Source organism: Hymenobacter crusticola, from assembly GCF_002154225.1.
Classification (GTDB): Bacteria; Bacteroidota; Bacteroidia; order Cytophagales; family Hymenobacteraceae; genus Hymenobacter; species Hymenobacter crusticola.
Window position 1 is genome coordinate 610,091 of the sequence record NZ_MTSE01000001.1, and the last position, 19,461, is coordinate 629,551.

General features: G+C 56.8%; 7 protein-coding genes. 2 read left to right on the forward strand and 5 right to left on the reverse strand.

The genetic code is table 11. The annotated features are described in order from the left end of the window. Window positions 1-594: a 2Fe-2S iron-sulfur cluster-binding protein gene (locus tag BXP70_RS02525; protein WP_086592419.1), complete on the reverse strand. Its 594-nt coding sequence runs from the start codon at window positions 592-594 to the stop codon at window positions 1-3. A gap of 239 nt (window positions 595-833) precedes the next feature. Here BXP70_RS02525 and BXP70_RS02530 point away from each other — a divergent pair, with 239 nt between their 5' ends. Then, on the forward strand, window positions 834-2,051 hold the full coding sequence (locus BXP70_RS02530) for an alpha/beta hydrolase family protein (RefSeq protein WP_086592420.1): 1,218 nt from the start codon (window positions 834-836) through the stop codon (window positions 2,049-2,051). A 227-nt stretch (window positions 2,052-2,278) separates the two neighbouring features. On the opposite strand, the gene BXP70_RS02535 is transcribed toward BXP70_RS02530, so the two are convergent. From BXP70_RS02535 to BXP70_RS02550, 4 genes are all read right to left on the reverse strand, one after another. After that, window positions 2,279-4,789 carry a DUF5686 and carboxypeptidase-like regulatory domain-containing protein gene (locus BXP70_RS02535; RefSeq protein WP_086592421.1) on the reverse strand — a complete coding sequence of 837 codons (2,511 nt, stop codon included), beginning with the start codon at window positions 4,787-4,789 and terminating at the stop codon, window positions 2,279-2,281. A 286-nt stretch (window positions 4,790-5,075) separates the two neighbouring features. After that, the gene (locus BXP70_RS02540; RefSeq protein WP_179197555.1) at window positions 5,076-6,044 is read right to left on the reverse strand and encodes an NAD(P)/FAD-dependent oxidoreductase; all 969 of its coding nucleotides are present in this window, start codon (window positions 6,042-6,044) and stop codon (window positions 5,076-5,078) included. Between the two features lie 217 nt (window positions 6,045-6,261). Beyond that, window positions 6,262-10,422 carry an Ig-like domain-containing protein gene (locus BXP70_RS02545; protein ID WP_179197556.1) on the reverse strand — a complete coding sequence of 1,387 codons (4,161 nt, stop codon included), beginning with the start codon at window positions 10,420-10,422 and terminating at the stop codon, window positions 6,262-6,264. 771 nt (window positions 10,423-11,193) lie between these two features. Next, entirely contained in the window at window positions 11,194-13,911 is a 2,718-nt protein-coding gene (locus BXP70_RS02550) for a 4-alpha-glucanotransferase (RefSeq protein WP_086592424.1), read from the reverse strand. A 375-nt stretch (window positions 13,912-14,286) separates the two neighbouring features. On the opposite strand from BXP70_RS02550, the gene BXP70_RS02555 reads away from it, so the two are divergent. After that, a complete protein-coding gene (locus BXP70_RS02555) occupies window positions 14,287-19,449 on the forward strand; it encodes a translocation/assembly module TamB domain-containing protein (protein WP_218779725.1) in 5,163 nt (1,720 codons plus the stop codon). Window positions 19,450-19,461: the final 12 nt, after the last annotated feature.

The following is a 19,461-nucleotide window of genomic DNA, read 5'->3' on the forward strand; positions in this document are numbered from 1 at the left end:
TTACTGGCCTTTTTGCTGTTCGTACACGGCCCGAATCGAATCGACAATACCTAGGTAAGCACCGCAGCGGCAGACGTTGCCGCTCATCCGCTCCCTGATTTCTTCGTCGGTCAGCTGCACGTCGGTGGCCATTAGATCGGAGGTCACATGGCTGGCGTCGCCGTGCTCCACTTCCTTCAGCATGGCCACGGCCGAGCAGATTTGCCCCGGCGTGCAGTAGCCGCACTGATACCCATCGTGCTCAATAAAAGCGGCTTGCAGCGGGTGCAGGGCATCGGGGGTACCTAGGCCTTCAATGGTGGTGATGTCCTTGCCTTGGTGCATGATGGCAAAGGTCAGGCAGGAGTTAACCCGCTCGCCCTCAACGAGCACCGTGCAGGCGCCGCACGCGCCTTGGTTACAGCCTTTCTTGGTACCAGTCAGGCCAATGAACTCGCGCAGGGCATCGAGCAAGCTTACCCTAGGTTCTAGTTGCAAGTCGTGGTCTTGCCCGTTGACGCGCAAACGGACGGGCACCAAGCTAGGGTCTGCGGCAGGCGGCCGCTCCACGCGCGGAATATCCCCGCGCAGGATCTGGTCAATGGAGAAGCTCATACGAGGGGATGGTGTTAAGGCGCCCCAACCAGCAAGCGGCAGCTGTCGAAGGCAGGTTCTTCATGGGTCTACTGCCCGGTACGCCGGAAGGTTACTCAGGGCCAACAGCAGCTGGCGCCACGCCCATCACTTATTTTTTGATTTTTACTTTGTGTTGTAGCTCAATAAGTGTAAACTACTAGCCTTCAAGTAACTACACCTCCCCTTTTCGATCGAACACCTCTACCCTCCTTCATGTCATGCTAAAAAACCTTGCTTCCCTCCGGTGGCTGCTCGTGCTGTGGCTCGCCGTGTTCAGCAGCTGCGAATACATCAATGACGACCCCACGCCCATCGACCCGCAGCCGAGTGGCAAAGACCTGTTTGTAACGGCTGAACTCGTCGGGACGGTGCCCGCGGCTACCCTCAGAAACTTAGCAATACAAGCCGGCTTCGAGAGCTTCGCGCCCTTCGCTAAGTACGACGTGACGTTCTACCGCATGGTGTACAAAGTGAAGTACCAGGGGCAGAACGTGCAGGCTTCGGGGCTGCTTGGGATTCCGCGGGGCATGCCCACCACGCCCGCGCTGCTCAGTGCCCAGCACGGCACCATGTTTCGGCAGGCCGAAGCGCCTTCCAACTTCCCTGCTACCTTCAGTGGCTTCGAGCTGTTTGCTTCGGCAGGCTTTATCACCGTCATCCCTGATTTTATCGGCTACGGAACTTCCCAGAACATTTTTCACCCCTACTTCGACCGTAAATCCAGCGCCCTGACGGTCGTGAACATGCTGAAGGCTGCCCAATATTTTCTAAAAAGCGATGGGGTGGCACTCAACAACAACTTGTTTTTGGCAGGCTACTCGGAGGGCGGCTACGTGACGATGGCTGCTCAGCAGGAAATCGAAACGCACCCTGGCCACCAGCTTACGCTGACGGCCGCCGCTGCCGGCGCGGGTGGCTACGACTTACCAGAGTTCTTGAATCAGGTTGCCACTGTGCCCACGTACGCTAGTCCGTCGTTCCTGGCGTTCATCATTCAAGCCTACAACACTACCTACACGTGGAACCGGCCACTGACCGACTTCTTTCAGCAACCTTACGCCGGCAAGATACCGACGCTGCTAGACGGTACCAAGAACATCGACCAGATCAACGCCGAGCTGACCACGAACCTAGCTTCTTTGTTTAACCCCACCTTCTACGCCAACCTGAAAAACCCAAGCGGTGAGCCGGTGCTGAAGCAGCAACTCTTGGAAAACAGCTTCAACAACTGGGTGCCCAGAAGCCCCACGCGCCTCTACCACGGCACCAACGACGAGTCGGTCTTCTTCAGCACCTCCGTCACTACCTATACCCGTTTCCAGGCCGCGGGTGCTACCAACGTAGCGTTTTTCCCCATTCCGGGTGGCACCCACCGCACCAGCATCGTACCCATGATGCTGAACGCGCTGCCCTGGCTACAATCCTTGGACAAATAAGGAGTTAAGGTTAGCAGCGAGAAGTCGCGCCTACCAGCTAGGCTAGGCCAAGCGGGTCGAGGCATTTCTACCACCAACGCAAGTAGTTACTGTTGCGGTAGAGATGCCTCGGCCAGTTAGTCTGACGTTCAAGAACTATCCTTATTGCTACCTGAGTCCTTGCCGACAAGTAGTTAGGCTAGGCACAACAGCCTAGCCCCAGGCTTTCAACTGCTGCTTTCTAGCTCTTATAGTTTGAATTGCAGACTTACCTTCACCCCAAAATCCTTGGCGCCAGGTGAGTTGCGGTAGGTGAGGCGGTGCAGAAAATCCACGCGGGCTACTTTGAAGATGTTCTCGACCCCGTAGCCAACTTCGGCATAAGGCAGCCGACCTAGCGACTGGAAAGTAAAGAGGGGCTCCCCATTCGAGCTGACAGCGGGCGTGATGGCGCGGTTAGCGGCGCTTACGCCGCCGTACAAGATGCTGCCCGTTGCCACCAGGCGCCAGTTCAGTTGCTTCAGGGCCGGAACGCTGTTCACGAGAAAGCCTTCGAAGTGATTTTCAAATTGAAACGACGCGTACTTGTCGCTCACGAACTCGGAGTAACGCATTAGGTTGAAGGCGCCCGCGTTGTAGAAAGGCGACTGGTTGCCAAGGTGCGTTTTCAGAATCAAGTAAGGTACGGTGCTCGGGATGTAGCCCGCATCCACGATGTAATCGGTGCGGCCGAGTTGCCCTAGCCGCACGCTTTGGCTCACTTGGAAAGTAAATTTCTGGTACTTGAAGTCGCTGCTCAGAAATTTGTCGAGCCCTAGCGTGTAGCGTAGCGTAAATACCGGCCACTTTTTCAGCCCAATTGCATAGCGCTGGTTTTGGTTGCGGCTTTGCACCAGCACTTCGTCGCGGGCGTAGCGCGATTCAAGCACAAGCTCCGACAAGGAAAACTGATCTGCTAACGGCGCACCAGGTACTGGCTCGTCGGTGTAGTAGGCAAAAGGATACAGGGGGTCAAAGTTCTGCTGCCGTACCGTCACTCGCTGCGTGAAGCCCCGGAACAGGTCACTCTGAACGCTTAGCATGTTGAGGTTGCGCATCAGCGGCCGGCTGCTGGTGATATTGCCTAGGCGGGCCGCCGCTTCAAACAGGGGATTCTCCAGCGCGTAGTCGTTATCGATCAGGGCTAACTGATCGAGGTCGTGGCGACGCTCGGCGGTGATTACCGTCCAGTTGTCGCGGTTCAAAATTCGACTGATGCGCAGATCATACTTCAGGCGCGTATCGCGGGTACCGTAGGCTAGGTAGGCCCGCATCAGCCATTCGCGGCTAAACTCGGGCGTCGTGCGAAAACCCACCCGGAAGCGGCTGCCTTCGATGTTGTTGAACCCGTAAAGCGTCCAGATCGGACCTAGGTCCACCATACCCACACGCTTGTACCCGTTCACGAAGACATCGGCCACCTTCTTCAGCGATTGCACGGAGGGCAGGTTCTGCACCGAATCCAGAATAGCGAGCGTGCGCTGGTCGTCCACCGATAGGGTATCGGGGCGATTTTTCTCCCAGAAATCATCCGGAGCATCGTACGCGTCGGGGGCAGCAACCACCGGCCGGTCGTAGAAAGGCAGCGGCTGGGGGTTGTTGATGTCGAAGTTCTGATTGACCGTGGTGAACTTAGCCGTCACGCCTGCCACTTGCACCCCGCCCGGCTTGATGGCAATGTACACGCGAGTGCGCGTCGGCAACCAGGGTCCCGCCACCGTAGGGGCTAGGTCTTGGTACACCTGAATTTTGCTCACGAAGTTGAGGTTCGCCTCGGGGCTCACCGCGAGGTCGACGCGGCGCAGGGCGTAAGAGTTGGCTGTAATCCAGATAGTCCCGGTGAAAGCTAGGTCTTGGGGGCGGCGCGGCGTCACGGCCAGCTTGTAGCACCAGTCCTTGCCCAGATACACCGAGTCTTGCAGCTCGTACTCGTAGGTGAACTTCCAGCCATCGGCGATGGGCGAGATGAAGTCCTTGCCCAGCAGTTGCTGCCAGTTGGGGTAAAAGTCCCAATCCTGAAAAGAAGAACCTAGGATTTGCGACAGCACCGAGCCGTTGCGCGGGGCTAGGCCTCGCATCTGAGTGCGTTTGATTTCTTCGCGTTTCCGCCGCGGGTCGCGCCGCACGAAGTAGCGCGACAGCACCTCGGAGGCAAACAGCGGTAGCACTTGCTTGCCATCTGCCGTGCGGGCCTGTCCGAGGCTATCGGCCACGGCGGTCATTTGGCGCAGTACGCGACTACGCGCCACGCCTTTCGGTAAGTCGTTTACGGCCACATCCACCCGGTTGTAGCTATCGAAGGCAAAGGCTTCTAAGTAGCGTTTGTCGTTTTTGGGCTTGTGGGTTTGCACCCGGCGCAGAATTTCGTAGGCGGGGTTCTCGGTAGGGCGCACGGTTACTTCCCCGAGCGTAACACCACTGGTGGACAGGGCAAAGTTGATGGTTTGCTGAAACTCAGCGCCGATGCGCTTCTTCTGGACCTTATAGCCTATGGCCGAAGCCGCCAGCGAGTCGACGCGCTGGGTGGTAGCTAGCTCGTAGCGTCCTTCCGCATCCGCCGTCACGCCCGCCGACGTACCCGGCAGAAACAACGACGCAAAAGGCACGGGTTGGCCAGTAGTTGCTTCCGTAACCTGCCCACTCAGTACCATACGCTGGGCCCACACCGGTGAAACGCCAATTGTCAGCAGCAGGAAAAGCAGGAAGGAAACATTTCTCATAATTCAAGCAAACAAGTCCGGGCGGGCCGGACATAGTTCCCAGCTTTGAAAGATACACACCGGGCCGCAGGAAAAAACCAGTTCCTAGACGGATAGCGCTTGTCATTAGACGAATAGGCACTCACAGAGTTTGTCGTTGAAGATGATTTTTTGGTTTCTTCTTCGGCGCGTACCTAGTGCCTCACGGTTCAGCTAGCGCCCCGATTCTCTCTGAGCTCAGCAAAAAGAGCGCCTTACTGCCTGCTGCTCTTCGCTAGGGTCTGCTTGTTTTGCTGCTCTTGCCGTTTTAGAAGCAATCTTCTTTGGTCAGGCGCTCATTCAGAAAAATGCCGGCCTGGGTACCCTCGGCGGCGGCAATCAGGGCCTGCTGGGAGCCGGGCGTCATGTCGCCGGCGGCGTACACGCCTCGCACAGAAGTTTGCAAGTACTTGTTGGTCCACACGGCGCCCTTGCTAGTGGTGCGGCAACCGAGCTGCTCAGCTAGCGTACCGCGCTGGTGCTGATGCGGATGCACAAACAAAGCGTCCCGCTCCAGCTCCTCTCCGTTTTTGAACATGATGCACTTCAAGTCGCCGCGGCGGTTACCTTGTAGACGCGCAATGGGCTCCTCGCGAATGCCTATTCCGTGGGCTTGCAGTCGCCGCCGCGCATTAGCAGAAACACCCGAAGGACCATCGGTGCACACGATAACGTCGCGCGACCACCGACTGATCAGCAAAGCTAGCCCTGCCACTGTTTTCCCGCGCCCATACACGGCCAACGCTTTGTCCTGTACCTCCCAACCGTGGCAGTAGGGACAATGCAGTACCCCTTGGCCCCAAAGCTCACGCATGCCATCTACTGGGGGCAGCTCGTCGTCGACACCGGTAGCGAGCAGCAGCTTCCGCGTGGTAATCGTTGCTGGGCGGCCGGTTTCGCTTTCGGCGGTGAGCGTGAAGCCGTGACTCTCGACAGATACCGTCGTGACCTTACCCGGCCGGATTATTACCGCCGGATAGGGTTCTAGCTGTTCGCGGCTGATGCGCAAGAGTTCTTGCGGCTTGATGCCGTCGCGGCTCAGGAAGGCATGCACCCCCGAGGAAGGCGCATTGCGCGGGGCGCCTCCGTCGCAAACGAGCACCCGGCGGCGACAGCGCCCAAGCACGAGGGCGGCACCTAGCCCCGCACAACCCGCCCCAATGACGACGACATCGTAATCAGTAGAGGTAACAGTTGACGGACGATGAACATGAACAGGAGCGCAGGAAGTAGCCATACCAAGCAGATAGTCGGCCATTTAGAACGGCAGATTGGCTTAGGAGTTGGGCTTCGCGCCCAAGATATTTCCGTGTTGCTCTTAAATGACGCCAAGCGGCGTGTCTAAGCTCGGCACGTAGCTGCCACTAAAGCGCTACCAAAAGAAAACCCAGCTGCTGCGTTTAGGCAACGCAGCAGCCGGGTTGGCTTCGCCTCAGTAGGCTACTTCGAAAAGCTTACTGCTTTACCAAACGGCGCGTAAGCACTTGGGTTGCTCCTTGTACCGTTACGATGTAAATACCAGCAGGCAAAGCAGATACATTCAGAGTCGTAGCTTGACCACCTCGAATATCCTGCTCCAACCTTCCTAGGTTACGTCCGCTTACATCGTGGCAGGACACATGGAAGTGCTCTGTAGGCAAGGTGGTCAGGTCGAGCGTTACGTAATCGGAGGTAGGATTGGGGCTGAGGTCGAATGTAGCCACGCCGGCCTTTAGCATCACCGAGCGCACAGGCGAATACGTGATGGTTCCGTCGGTATCTACTTGGCGCAGACGGTAGTAGAGCATCTGGCCAGCGTAGCGGCTAGCTTCGGTATCGGCGAAGGTGTAGCTCTGCTTGGTAGTCGTGGTGCCGTAGCTGTTCACTTTGCCAATTTGCTCGAACGAATAGCTGTCGGTGCTACGCTCTACGGCGAAATAATTGGAGTTCTTTTCCGAAGCCGTGGTCCAGCTCAGCTGCACTTGGCTGGCCTGTACTTTGACCGCGAACTGAATCAGTTCCACTGGCAAGGGTAGGACAGTGCAATTGCTGGCCTGCGTGATGTTGGGCACGTCACCCTGCAAAATCGTATTACGAACCAAACCGGCGAACTGGGTACCAATGGTAGAGCCAAAGCTAAAGTTACCGTTGCTGCCGCCCGTCTGGCCGCTAGCACCCGGCAGAATTTCCGAGGAGTTATTGATAGCCGAAGACGTGAAGACGACGCCAGCCGAGCCACCACCACCAGGGCCGTGACCCTGGGCTTGGGGGGCTAGGTTGTCGTTGCCACCTTGCCCACCTTTGGCCAATATTGTAATATTCGAGAGGTTCCCTTGCGCGAGAAATATCACGCTACCACCCGCTCCACCGCCGCCGGCGCCGTCGTTTGCCACCGTGGACGTGTTATCGGCTCCGTTGACATTAATGGTACCCGTGCCAGCCACTTGGTTGGTGTTCACAATCACGATACCGCCACCGGCCGTACCGCTGCTAGCAAAACCACCACCGGGTGTACCCGTGCCGTTGTTGGTAGTACCGGCACCGCCGCCGCCGCCCATTACTACTCGGCTTGGGCTAGCCTGCAAAAACGGCGCCCCCCCGTTGCCCCCTGTCGGAGCACCCTGGTTCCAGGAGTTGCCCCCCTGGCCGCCGAAGCCCCCGTTTGAGCCGCCACCGCCGCCCGTGTTGTTGGCGTTGGTAACAGTGGTACCGTCAGTGCCACCACCGCCAGCGTTACCGGGCGCACCGCGGCCGTAGCTGCCTCCCGGATAGCCTTCCGCTGTGTTGTCCAGCAATGCGCCATTGTTGTTCACGTAGCGGGGCGTACCAGCCGTTCCTTCTCCTTTCGACCCGTTGACGGCTATACTTGACGAAGTAACATAGTCTTGGTTGGAAACACTGGCATCGTTAGTACCGCCTAGCTGCCGGCCAGCACCTCCGCGGAAGCCCATGCCACTCGCATTAATGGTGTAGCCATTGAAGTTTAGCGTTCCGCCTACTTCCAGCACCACGACGCCGCCCGTTTTACCATTCCAAGCGGCGGGTGCTAGGTCAGCACCTAGGGTCAGGTTGCGATAACGCGGCACCCGAATCACCTGAAAGCGTCGCTGACCCTCAGTAGCGGTAGCATCGGCGTTGGTGTAGGTGTTCGTGAGCGGCGACGACAAGGTCAGCGTACCGCCGCTGGCTACGGTTGCGGAAGCAGAAGTAGTTTCTACGTAGCGGTATTCGTACAAGCCCGCCGTCAGGTTTGTGCCTAGCGTGCCATTGGCCGGCGAATCCGTCGAGGCAATACCATCCCCATAGGCGTTCGTGTTGCTGTAGTCGATCTGCGCACCCTGCATTTGGATGATGAGCAGCAAGTCGCCGGGAACAATGTTCGCGGCATCAGTTGTCGATAAGGCTGGCCCGACGGTAAGCGTGCTGCTGTTAGCCGCCGCCGTACCTAGGCCTGCGTAGTACGTGTTGATCTGCTGGTTGGCGGCCGTCGTTACGTCCGTCGTAGAAACGGTAAGGCACGCTTGGCTGGAAACCGTGTTGCTGATAGCAACCCGGATGTTCGAGAAAGAAGCCGAGCCATCGTTGTTGTTCGCAACTGGATCCGTAGTGGCCGACGTGCTGCTGACCGTACCAACAACGGGTTGGTCGGAGGCCTTGGGAGCCGTCAAGGCTACGTTGAAACCAGTAGAGGCCGACGGTGCCAGACTTGCAATAGCAGGGAGCGTAATTACACCAGTGTTTGCGTCGTAGCTGCCCCCATCGGATACGGTAACGCCCGTAAGATTTCTCGAAATAGTAGCTCGCAGCAGTACGTTAGTGGCCGCCGAAGGCCCATAGTTGCTGGCCACAATGTTGAGCACCGTTCTGCCACCTGGCGCCGTAGCTGTTGGTCCCGTGATAGTGGCCGCTACGTCGGCTACTTGTGTGGCGATAGTAGTTACTTGACTAGCGGCGCTCGTACCATCGTCGTTGCTAGGAGTGGTAAAGGCGGTGTTGCTGGAAACGCTGGAAGCTACCCCCGTCACTGAGCCACTGGCGGGCATTACAAAGCGAACGGTAGCCGTTTGTATTGTTGAGTTGGCAGCATAGGTAGCGGATGGGAAAACGACGATACCGCTCGCCGGGTTGTAAGTAGCATCAAGCGAGGCAGTTACTGTTTGTAGTCCTGTTGGAAGCTGCACCCGCGGCGATACGTTCGTTGCATTCGCGTTGCTGTTGTTCTTTACCGTGACGGCGTAGGTTACGTAGCTCCCCGAAGACGCCGTAGTGGGTCCGCTCATGGTTGTCACGACGTCCACTGTCGTGGTCGTAACTACGATTGTTAAGAAGGCAGTATTAGAAAGGAGCCCCTTCTCATCTCGCACGGTGTATTGCACACTGGCATTACCTGTGAAGTTATTAGTAGGCGTAAAGTTGATGGTGCCTTGATTTGGTCCAGCGACCGTATTAACCGTAAAGGTGCCGCCTGTTTGCGTACCCGTTACTGCTACTGTGCTCTTATTAATCGTGGCGTTACCATCAGCGTCGGCGTCGTTGGCCAGCACGTTGATGTTTGTCATAGCCCGGTTCTGCAACGTGGCAACGTTATCGGCCACCACGACAGGAGCCGTGTTCGTTAAAGTGACGGTAATAGCGGTTGGGCTTGATGTCTGCGCGGGAGAAGCGTTATTCTTTACCGTGTAGTTAACGCTTGTAGCGCGGCTAGTTATGTTGTTTGGGAAGGTAGAAGCCGCAGGCGGGGTAAAACTAACCTTGCCATTGCTCACAGCGAAAGTACCACCATTTGTACCCGTAGCGCTGGATAACAAAATAGAGTTTGGATCGATAGAGTTGGGCGCGTCTGAGCTAGCAGGCGTGTCGTTGCTGATAACGTCAACTGTCACGGCACCTGCATTATAAGAGATACTCGCGGCATCAGCCGTTGTTGTAGGAGCTCTTGTTACAACTACCGACAGGATAGCTTGGTTGGACACTTCACCAAGGGCGTTGCTTACGGTGTATTTAACGCTCGCAGCGCCAACAAAACCAGTATTCGGCGTGAAGCTAATAGTACCTTGGTTGGCCCCAGCAGCCGTGTTTGCAGTGAAAGTGCCTCCGGTCTGACTGCCAGCAACTAACGCTAGCGAAGCCTTATTGATAGCGTAATTACCGCTACTACTGGCGTCATTAGCCAGTACATCAATGTTTGATAGGCTTGTGTTAAGAGGAGTCTGTGCATCGTCACTGTTGGCGGTAGGGGGGTTCGTTACCCTGATAGTTAGTACGCCTTGGTTAGAAGTAACGCCGTTTGCATCCTTCACTGTGTAGCCAATCTGAGTTTGACCAGCGATGTTGCTCTCCGGCGTAAAGGTTACGGCACCTGTTGTCGGGTTGACCGTGAACGTACCACCGGCCTGCGTGCCAGCTAATACAACCGTGCCTGGGCTGATAGCTGCGTCGCCAGCAACGTCGTTACCTAGAATATCAACCGTGATGGGTTGGTTAAGCAGGGTTGTCGCAGCGTCGTTGACCGCAATAGGTGATTTACACCAACTTATCTTATCAATTCCGATTGCCTGTCCCGATGGATTACCAGCAGTTGTATTGTTTTTGTAAGTCAGACGAAGCTTCTTCACCGCTACGCTAAAAGTAGCCACCACAGTACTAGTAGTAGCGTCGCCAGCAGCAGTTCCAGTTGCAACGTTCCCGTTTATTGCAACTGATGTTGCTGCTGCTGCTTTGGTAAGCAATGGAGCTGTTAATACGGTATTGTTGGCATCTAATCCTTCAAAGGTGACTTCGTCAACTTGTCCGGTACCTGTATCGATATCTTGAACCTGGAGTGAAAGATTTGCAACTGGCCGGTTAAATTCAAGAACAACTACTGAAGTCTTGGTTGAGTTTCCGGCATAGTTTACATCCCAACGCAGCGTATTGATTCCATTCGCCGTTCCTCTTATCAGACTACTAGAGGTAGTATTGGTTCCTGACGTGTAAGTAGGGGTAATAGTGACGCTGCTGTTTGGGATACTTCTAGTTCCTGTCTTCCAATCACCGGTAGTAGCCGTGTTGCTTTCGCTAAAATCCAAGGTGGTTGACACCATGCATTGTGCCCATACCTTAGGTGCTCCCCAGGTAGACAAAACCATCAGCAGCCCTAGCAGTCGTAAAGGTGTTCTCATATAAAGCAGGTAGATAATACGATGACCTCGATGCCTGCATCAAGAAATTAGCCAAATAAACTATCAGTGGTGGACCTCTGGATGTATTTACTTAAAACAACATATAAATTGCACTATGTTAATATCAACTTTGATTAAACATTAAATCGTCAACAAAAAAATAATGCACAACACGCAGAAAAACTGCATATTGTGCATTAAATATATAGTATACTCTTGGCGGACAGCTAGTACTTTGTATAGTAATTACTTTCTGCCCTTATCTTTTACCAGTGCTTCTATTTCTTTGTTAAATTCTACTTCATTCAAAAGTTTTTCTAACGGTAAATGCAGCCGATACTTCCAGAAATGTTGCGGATTAGCAGGTACGTTAATCTGCTCTTCCAGCGGGTTCTCGCGGCGTAGTTGCGCATCCAAGGCTAGTAGATCCTGCAGCGGGAAGATGGCCCACATGGCGGGGGAAGCTAGGTGCTGCTCAATGATTTCGCGCACCACCCACGGCTCGCAATAGTACGGTGCGTGCTGCCCCCAGTGGCCGAGTTGATGCTCGAAAAAGCGCTGGGTAAGGGTACGGTCTTCTTCCCACCAGCCGCGCAACGTGCTCATATCGTGGCTACCGGGACTGACGACGGAGAGGTATGGGGCCGTGGCGGGGTTGCCGAATTCCACTTGTGGGTCGGAGGGCATGCGCTGGATATTCAACCCTAGCATACCTAGGTCCCGCATCACGCCGGGCACCGAGGCAGGCACCATACCTAGGTCCTCGCCGGCAATGAGCATGTTGGTAGCATAGCGTACGGGCGGCAGCTTCACCAAGCCTTGCTCGCGCCAGAACTCTTCGTGGCGGCGGTAGAAGAAGTCGTCGTACAACTCCTTGAGACGGTGCCGCGTGTGCTCATCCAGCTCACGGAATGACACGCTCAGGTGCAGCGTGATGCGCGGATGATAGAAATCTGGCTCGTCGGCGGGCACAAACAGCACCTCGTTCGTGAGCTTGTAGAGGTTGGTACGCAGCCAACGGTAATGCTCGGCGTTGCTGGGGTCAGCTTTGATTTTTTGCTCAAATACGTCCTCGATCTGCCGCTGGGTGCGCACATACTCTTTCAGACGGAATACGCCGTGGTCAGTGGCATCCAGAAACTCCTCGTACACGGCCTGGGCCTGCTCACGGAAGAGGTCAGTAAGCATGTGCCAGCGGATGTAGGGCTCGCACAGGCGGCCGTAGTCGAACCACCCGATGCGCTGCTCTATCTCGTGGCGGTGAAGCGGCAGGGCGGGCGCAAAGTGACCTAGCAAGCCTTCCACCGAATGCCCCGGAATCTCCCAGATGCGGAAGAACCCCAAGATGTGGTCGATGCGCAGCATGTCGAAGTAGCGGGCTAGGTGCCCCATGCGCTGCTTCCACCACGTGTAGTCATCCTCGGCCATCCGCTCCCAATTATAGGTTGGGAAGCGCCAGTTTTGGCCCGTGAGCGAGAAGTCGTCGGGTGGGGCGCCGGCCTGGCGGTCCATGTGGTAGAGCTCGGGCTGGGTCCAGGCATCCACAGAGTGCCGGTAGATACCAATGGGCAGATCGCCTTTCACAACTACCCCTTTGTGGCGCGCATACTCTACGGCGTCGAGCAGCTGCTTATCGAGGTGAAATTGCGTGAAGAAGTGCAGACCGAACTCATCGAAGTCGGGTTGGTCTTCGCGGGTCAGCTCGGTAGCTAGCTTGGGCGTGCGGTATTCCTCGGGCCACTGGTTGAAGTCGGCTGTGCCGAACCGGTCGCGCAGGGCGGAGAAAGCCGCGTACGGCACCAGCCACGATTTCTGCTCTTCGCGGAACGCCAGGAACTCTGGATCAGCCAGGAACCTAGCTTTTTCCTGCTGATACAATAGCTTGATAAACTTCCACTTGGCCTGCATCACGGGCTCGTAGTCCACGAAGTCGCGGCCGTTGAGCTCGGTGCGGAGGCGGGCTAGCTCTTCGCGGTCCGCAGGATTAGTTAGCTCGGCCACCGCTTCCAGATTCAGGTACTGCGGGTGCAGGGCGAACACCGAAATGGCGGCGTATGGGTACGAATCGACCCAGGTGTGGGTGGCCGTGGTGTCGTTGATGGGCAGCACCTGCACCAGCTTCAGACCCGTGGCTACGGCCCAGTCAACGAGCAGCTTGAGGTCGGGAAACTCCCCTACTCCTAGCCCCCGTTCGCTGCGTAGCGCAAACACTGGTAGCGCTACGCCCGCGCCGCGCCAGTGGCCGGTGGTGTAGCGAAACCGCTCATCGGCCAGCACTTGCAGGGTCTTTGCCTCGGTTTGCGGCTGAATGAGGCGGTCGTCGCCCCCTTCCAGCTCTACTATCTGCTGCGCTTGCGGGTCCCAGATACCATACTTGTAGCGGGTAGTTTGGTTGGGCTGCGCCAGAGCTAGGTCGGCAGTCCAGGTGGGGTACTGCTCGTCGCTGAGCACCAGAACGTTGCTAGCCTCCCAGGCTCCCAGGGCCGAATCGGATCCGAGCACGCACACCTGATAGCGAGGATCGACACGCGGAGCCAGTAGCTGAAACCGCACCACGGGTCCATCAGCCGTTGCTGGCGCGCTGGAGGAGCTAGCTTCCGCCGTCAGCCGCCGCATTAAGGCCTGGGTGAAGGCCGCCGTAACCAGTTCGTTTTCAGGCTCGGCGGGCGGGCGCCAGTAGTCTTTCAACTCAACAACTTCGTACTGACCGCCGTCATACTCGAGGGTACGATTGGGGCCCCACTCCCAATGCAGCGTGTCAAACTCCATCAGGATGTACTTATAATGGATAGCGCCTGAGGCGTTGGGCAGGTCGATTTCGTGCTGCCAGTGGCCAGTGGCTTCGTCGTAGTGCAGAGCAAGGGCCTGGTCGGCAGCCCACTGGCCGAGGCTAGGCTCAGAGCCACACACCAGCAGCCGTTGCCCCCAAGTGGTGCGGTACGGGAGAGAAAAGCGAAGAATCATGCGCGCAAGTAAGAATATCGGAGTGGGACGAAAGATAGCAGGGTTCCGCCGGGCAAGAGCACAACCACCCGCCAAGATGGCCTTCTCGCCATACGGCAGTTGCGGCTAGCTAGGTGAGAATGAGTTTGGCCTGGTCAGCTATTTTCTATAGTCGGCTAACTCGCTCTGAACACTAGCCTCTTGAAAAAAATAGTTGCTCGGCGAAAAACAAATCCGCGAAAGAAGCCGTTGAGCAGTGCCGCAAACGATTGGAAAAGAAGCTGCTAAATAGTAAGCATAACTTCTACGGCCTATTTTTCGTTGGCTCCTACTGAACCCTAGCCTACTTGCGCCATTAGTACTGCATCTACTTACGCCCGTCGCGGCCTCTACATCGTGTTGGGGCTGCTTGCTTTCGTGCTCCTACTCGTCGTGATAGTAGTAGTGGCATTGCAGTTTCCTGCTACCCAAGATTTTGCGGCTCGCCAAGCGGAAAACTACCTCCAGAAGAAGCTCGGCACGGAAGTGCGCATCGGCAAATTCCGGACAGACTTTCGCCACGCTATTTCGCTCGACAACGTCTACCTGGAAGACCAGCAGAAGGATACTTTGTTGTCTGTGGGGCACCTAGGGGTCGATATCGACCTGTGGGCGCTTACGAAGTCGCAGATCAACGTGAGCTCGGTGGAGCTGAACGACGGCACCGTAAATATTAAGCGCACCGAGCCCGATAGTGTTTCCAACTACGATTTTATCGTCAACGCCTTTTCCTCCCCCGACACCACCACTGTCACGCCCGTCGACACCACCAGCAGCGGCTTTAAGTACAACATTGGTGATGCTCGCCTGACCAACATTTTCCTGACGTACGACGACCAAGTGGAAGGGATGAACGTACGGGGCCGCGTGGGCGAGTTGGCCGTGGTTATGGACGAGGTCGACGTAGATAAGTCTATTTATAAGATTGACGAAGCCAAGCTCAGCCGCACGGGCATCAACATTACCCAGAGCAAAACAGCCCCGCCGGATACTGCTGCCAGTGAACCCCTTACCTTGACCCTAGGTCTGAAAAAGGCGAACCTAGATACAGTGAGCCTAACGTACCGCAACGCGCCCTCGGCACAGTACATTGACACGCGCATTGGAGCGGCGGAAATCACGGCCAATAACATCGACCTGATTAACTCGCGGGTTGACTTAAACACCCTCACGCTGCGCAACAGTAGCTTTGCCTACGCCCAGAACGAGAATGTGCCCACCGAAAAACGTCTTGTAAATCCTGCCGAAGCCGTGCGCGACCTCAACGAGTCGGTCGAAACCGCCACGGGTCAGGAAGCCAACTGGGTGGTGACGCTGAAAAAGTCGGACGTGAGCAACCTAGCTGTGGCTTTCGACAACTTCGACGAGCCCAAGCAACGTACCCGCATGCCGGCCATGGACTACAACCACTTGAAGTTCACGGACCTGAAGCTCGCTACCGATAACCTATTCTACTCTGAGAACCGCACCACGGGCCGCATTAATGAGCTGGCTGGCAAGGAGCAAAGCGGCTTTCAGATCGAGCACACGGAAGCCGACGTGGTGTTCGACTCCGTAGAAACGCGCCTCGATAACCTCGACCTCATCACGCCGCACACGCGCATTCGTCGCACGCTGGCCATGCGCTACAAGTCGCTGAGCGGCATTGCCGACGACATTCCGAACCTAGGTTTGGAAGGCGACCTGCGCGAGACCCGCCTGGGCTTCCGCGACATCCTTTACCTCGCACCCGACTTAGCTAGCACACCGCCTTTCACCACTGGCCCCAACCAGTCGGTGTTGATTAGTGGCTTGATCAACGGCCGGGTGGGTGACTTCCAGGTGCGCAACCTCGATTTTGTGGGCTTCCGCAACACCACGCTTAAAGCCAGCGGCCGTATCCAGGGCTTGCCCGAAACCGACCGCCGCCTGTACACCGACCTCAGCATCCGGCAGTTCACCACTTCCGACGCCGACATTCGCAGCCTGACCCCAAAAGGCACTATTCCGGCCGGCTACTCGCTGCCGCCACGCATTGCTGCTTCCGGCACTTTCAAAGGCCGCCCGACCGCCTTAGTCTTTGATACCAACCTGAAAGTGAATACCAGCTACGGCAATGCCACGGCCGTGGTGAACATGGGCTCGGGGCCGCAAGGACAGGAGCCGATCAACGCGCGCTTCAACGTGCAGGGCTTCGATGTGGGCAAAGTGTTGCGCGACCCCACCATTGGTAAAGTGACTACTAGTGGCACCTTCAACGGCCGCGGCCTCGATCCGGCCACGATGCGCGGGAGACTGGTTGCCACGGTGCAAAGTGCCCGTTACCAGACCTATACCTACCGTGACATAGCTGCTACGGTCGATATCGACCGCAACCGTTACGTGATAGCAGCTAAGAGCCGACGCGACCCGAACCTAGCTTTTGACCTGAACGGCAACGTAAACCTGCGCAACGCCAACGTGCCCGCGTACGCCTTCAACGTGAACCTGCAAGGTGCCAACCTCACGAAGCTAGGATTTTATACCGGCGGCGACTTGCGCGTGCAGGGCAACCTCACGGCTGACTTGAGCGGTGCCGATGCCAACTCTATCAACGGCACCTTCGGCGGGCGTAACATCGTGGTGGTGCGCGACAATCAGCCTATTGCTTTAGATTCGCTAAGTGGCAGCTTGGTGCAGAAGCCGGGCCGCACCGAGCTGGTTTTCAGCTCTAATATCCTCAAAGCTAACCTAGCTGGCAACACGCCGCTTGGCGACGTAGCGACTGTGTTGCAGGAGCACATCGACCGCTACTTCGACTTGCCGGGCGTGCGCTACCGTGCCGGCGGACCTGCGCGCAACTTCGACTTCAGTTTGAACTTACTCGACTCCGCCTTAGTACGGCGACTGGTGCCAGGCCTAAAGCAGATTTCGCCCTTCAAGCTGGATGGTAGCTTCGATAGCCGCGCTGCCAACCTCACGGTGAACTCGCGCATCCCGCTGATTGTGTACACCGGTTACCGCCTCGATTCGATGCGCCTCAATGTGTCGTCGGATGCGGAAAAGCTCGATTATGCATTGCGGCTGCGGCAGGCTTCGCAGGATACGAGCTTGCGCCTGCCCAACCCAACACTCACTGGGAGCATTGCCGACAACAAAGTAGGTACGCACTTGCGCATCGCGGAGGGCGACAGCACCACCATGCTCGACGTGGCGGGTATCTTACAGGTGCTCAACAACGCTAACACCTACGCCTTCAGCTTTGACCCCAAGCTCGTGCTAAGCAACCAGCAATGGACGGTGGGACCCGACAACCAGATTGCTTACACCTTATCCAGCGGCGCTATTCGGGCCAACAATGTGCGGCTGAGCCAAGGCAATCAGTTCATTGAGCTGCAAACGCTGGAAGGCGCGGAATACCCGTTGCAAGCTAGGCTCGGTAACCTCGACTTGAATATGTTAGCGAAAGCCGCGGGTCAGCAAGATTCGCTCTACGGAGGCACCCTAAATGGGCAAGCCGTGGTGCGGGCCATCGGGCAGCCGCGCATGGCCTTCACCGCCGACCTAGCTTTGAACGGTTTTGCCTACAACAAGACGGCTATTGGGGATATAACGCTGAAGGCTACTAACCCCACCGCCGACCGCTACCTAGTAGACGCCCGCCTGACGGGTGGCCCCGGCAACACCGACGTGCGCGTGGCCGGTTCGTACCTAGCCAACGGTGCCCTGGATATGGCCGTCAACCTGAACCGCTTCAATATCGATATTATCGAGCCGTTCTCGGCGGGGCAGTTGCAGGAAATGACGGGCTTCCTGAGCGGTAACCTGGCCGTGACGGGTACCGTAAGTGCGCCTCTAATTCGGGGTACAGTGAATACTAACGACGCTGGCTTCACGCTCACGCAACTTGGTTCGCCCTTCACCCTGCCCAACGAAAGTTTGGTGTTAGATGACCGCGGTGTTGCCTTCAACGATTTCACCATCCTGGATTCGTTGCGTAACAAAGCGGTGGTGAACGGGTACATCCTCACCAATAACTACGCTGACATCAACACGTACCGCTTGCAACTGCGGGCCGTCACCGACGACTTTATTGCCGTGCAAAGCTCGGCCCGCGAAAATCCGCTGTACTACGGCAAGCTCGTGGTCGACTCCGATTCGCGTATTACGGGCACCATCAATCTGCCGGTAGTGCGCACCACGGCCACCATTGTTGAGCCTTCTAACCTAACGGTGGTGGTGCCCAACGATGAAGCTGGCAAAGTGGAGAGCGACGGCATTGTGGAGTTTGTGGACCTCAGTGCGCCTATTGATACCATGTTGCAGCGTCAAGCGAAGGTGAACAGTGCTCAAACGGCGGCGAGCGGCTATAACGTATCAGCGACCATCACCGTCACGGATGCTACGCCATTTACCGTGCTCGTTGACCCGGTTTCTGGTGACAACTTGCAGGTGCGGGCCAATGGTACGCTGAGCACTAGCCTGGATCAAGCCGGCAGCATCACCCTTAGTGGCCGCCTCGAAGTGACGAGCGGCCGCTACCATATGTCGCTCTACAACCTGACGGAGCGTGACTTCGACATTGCCAAGGGCAGTTCCCTCACTTGGAGCGGCGACCCATACAACGCGCTAGTTGACGTGTCGGCCATTTATAACGTGAAGGCATCACCGGCCGAGTTGTTGTCGGGCCAGGGCTCGAACACCAACGCCGACCCCACACTGCGCAACGCGGTTCCTTTCCGGGTATTCTTGAACGTGGATGGCGACTTGCTCAAGCCGTTAATCAGCTTCGACATCAAGCTACCGGAGGACACTCGCGTAGCTACCGCCCGCGACCAGATCGAGGCACGCCTAGCACAGCTACGAGAACCCAGCCAAGCCGACGCCCTAAACAAACAGGTGTTCTCGCTGCTGGTGCTCAATCGCTTCCTGGCTGAAAACCCCTTCCAGTCGAGCAGCGGCAGCCTCGTGAACGAGCAGCTGCGCGGCAGTGCTAGCCAGGTACTTACGCAGCAGCTCAACAACTTGACGGGCAGCTACCTTTCCAACCTAGGGGTGGAGCTAGGCGTAAATTCGCAGGCTGACTTCTCGTCGGGCACGGAGAAAACCCGCACCGACCTGAACGTGGCCGTACGCCGCCAGCTGTTCAATGACCGCGTGACTGTGCGCCTCGGCACCGACGTGCCGCTGGCCGGTGGCAACCAAGCCTCCAACGGTCAGCAAAGCGTGAGTAGCTTTGCTGGCGACGTAAGCGTGGAATACGACATTCTGGCCAACGGCCGCCTGCGTTTGCGTGCCTACCGCAACAACGCCTACGGCGACATCGACGGGCAGTATGTGCGCAACGGTGCTTCCCTGATCTTCCAGCGCGATTACCAGAACCTAGCTGACCTGTTCAAGGGTGTCGATAAGAACTTGAAGGAGGAGCGCAAGCAAGGTCGCCAACAGGAAAAACAGGAAAAGAAAGCGGCGCAGGATTCGGCCAAGACGGTCACCAACGACCCGCGCCGCGATTCAACTCGTACGCACGTGGCTACCCAAACTACTGGCGCAGGTCGGTAGAAGTACTCCTGG

Bases quoted from the DNA above. Each gene is read 5' to 3' on its own strand.
- BXP70_RS02540 (WP_179197555.1), bottom strand. From the start codon at position 6,044: ATGGCTACTTCCTGCGCTCCTGTTCATGTTCATCGTCCGTCAACTGTT.
- BXP70_RS02535 (WP_086592421.1), bottom strand. From the start codon at position 4,789: ATGAGAAATGTTTCCTTCCTGCTTTTCCTGCTGCTGACAATTGGCGTT.
- BXP70_RS02550 (WP_086592424.1), bottom strand. From the start codon at position 13,911: ATGATTCTTCGCTTTTCTCTCCCGTACCGCACCACTTGGGGGCAACGG.
- BXP70_RS02525 (WP_086592419.1), bottom strand. From the start codon at position 594: ATGAGCTTCTCCATTGACCAGATCCTGCGCGGGGATATTCCGCGCGTG.
- BXP70_RS02530 (WP_086592420.1), top strand. From the start codon at position 834: ATGCTAAAAAACCTTGCTTCCCTCCGGTGGCTGCTCGTGCTGTGGCTC.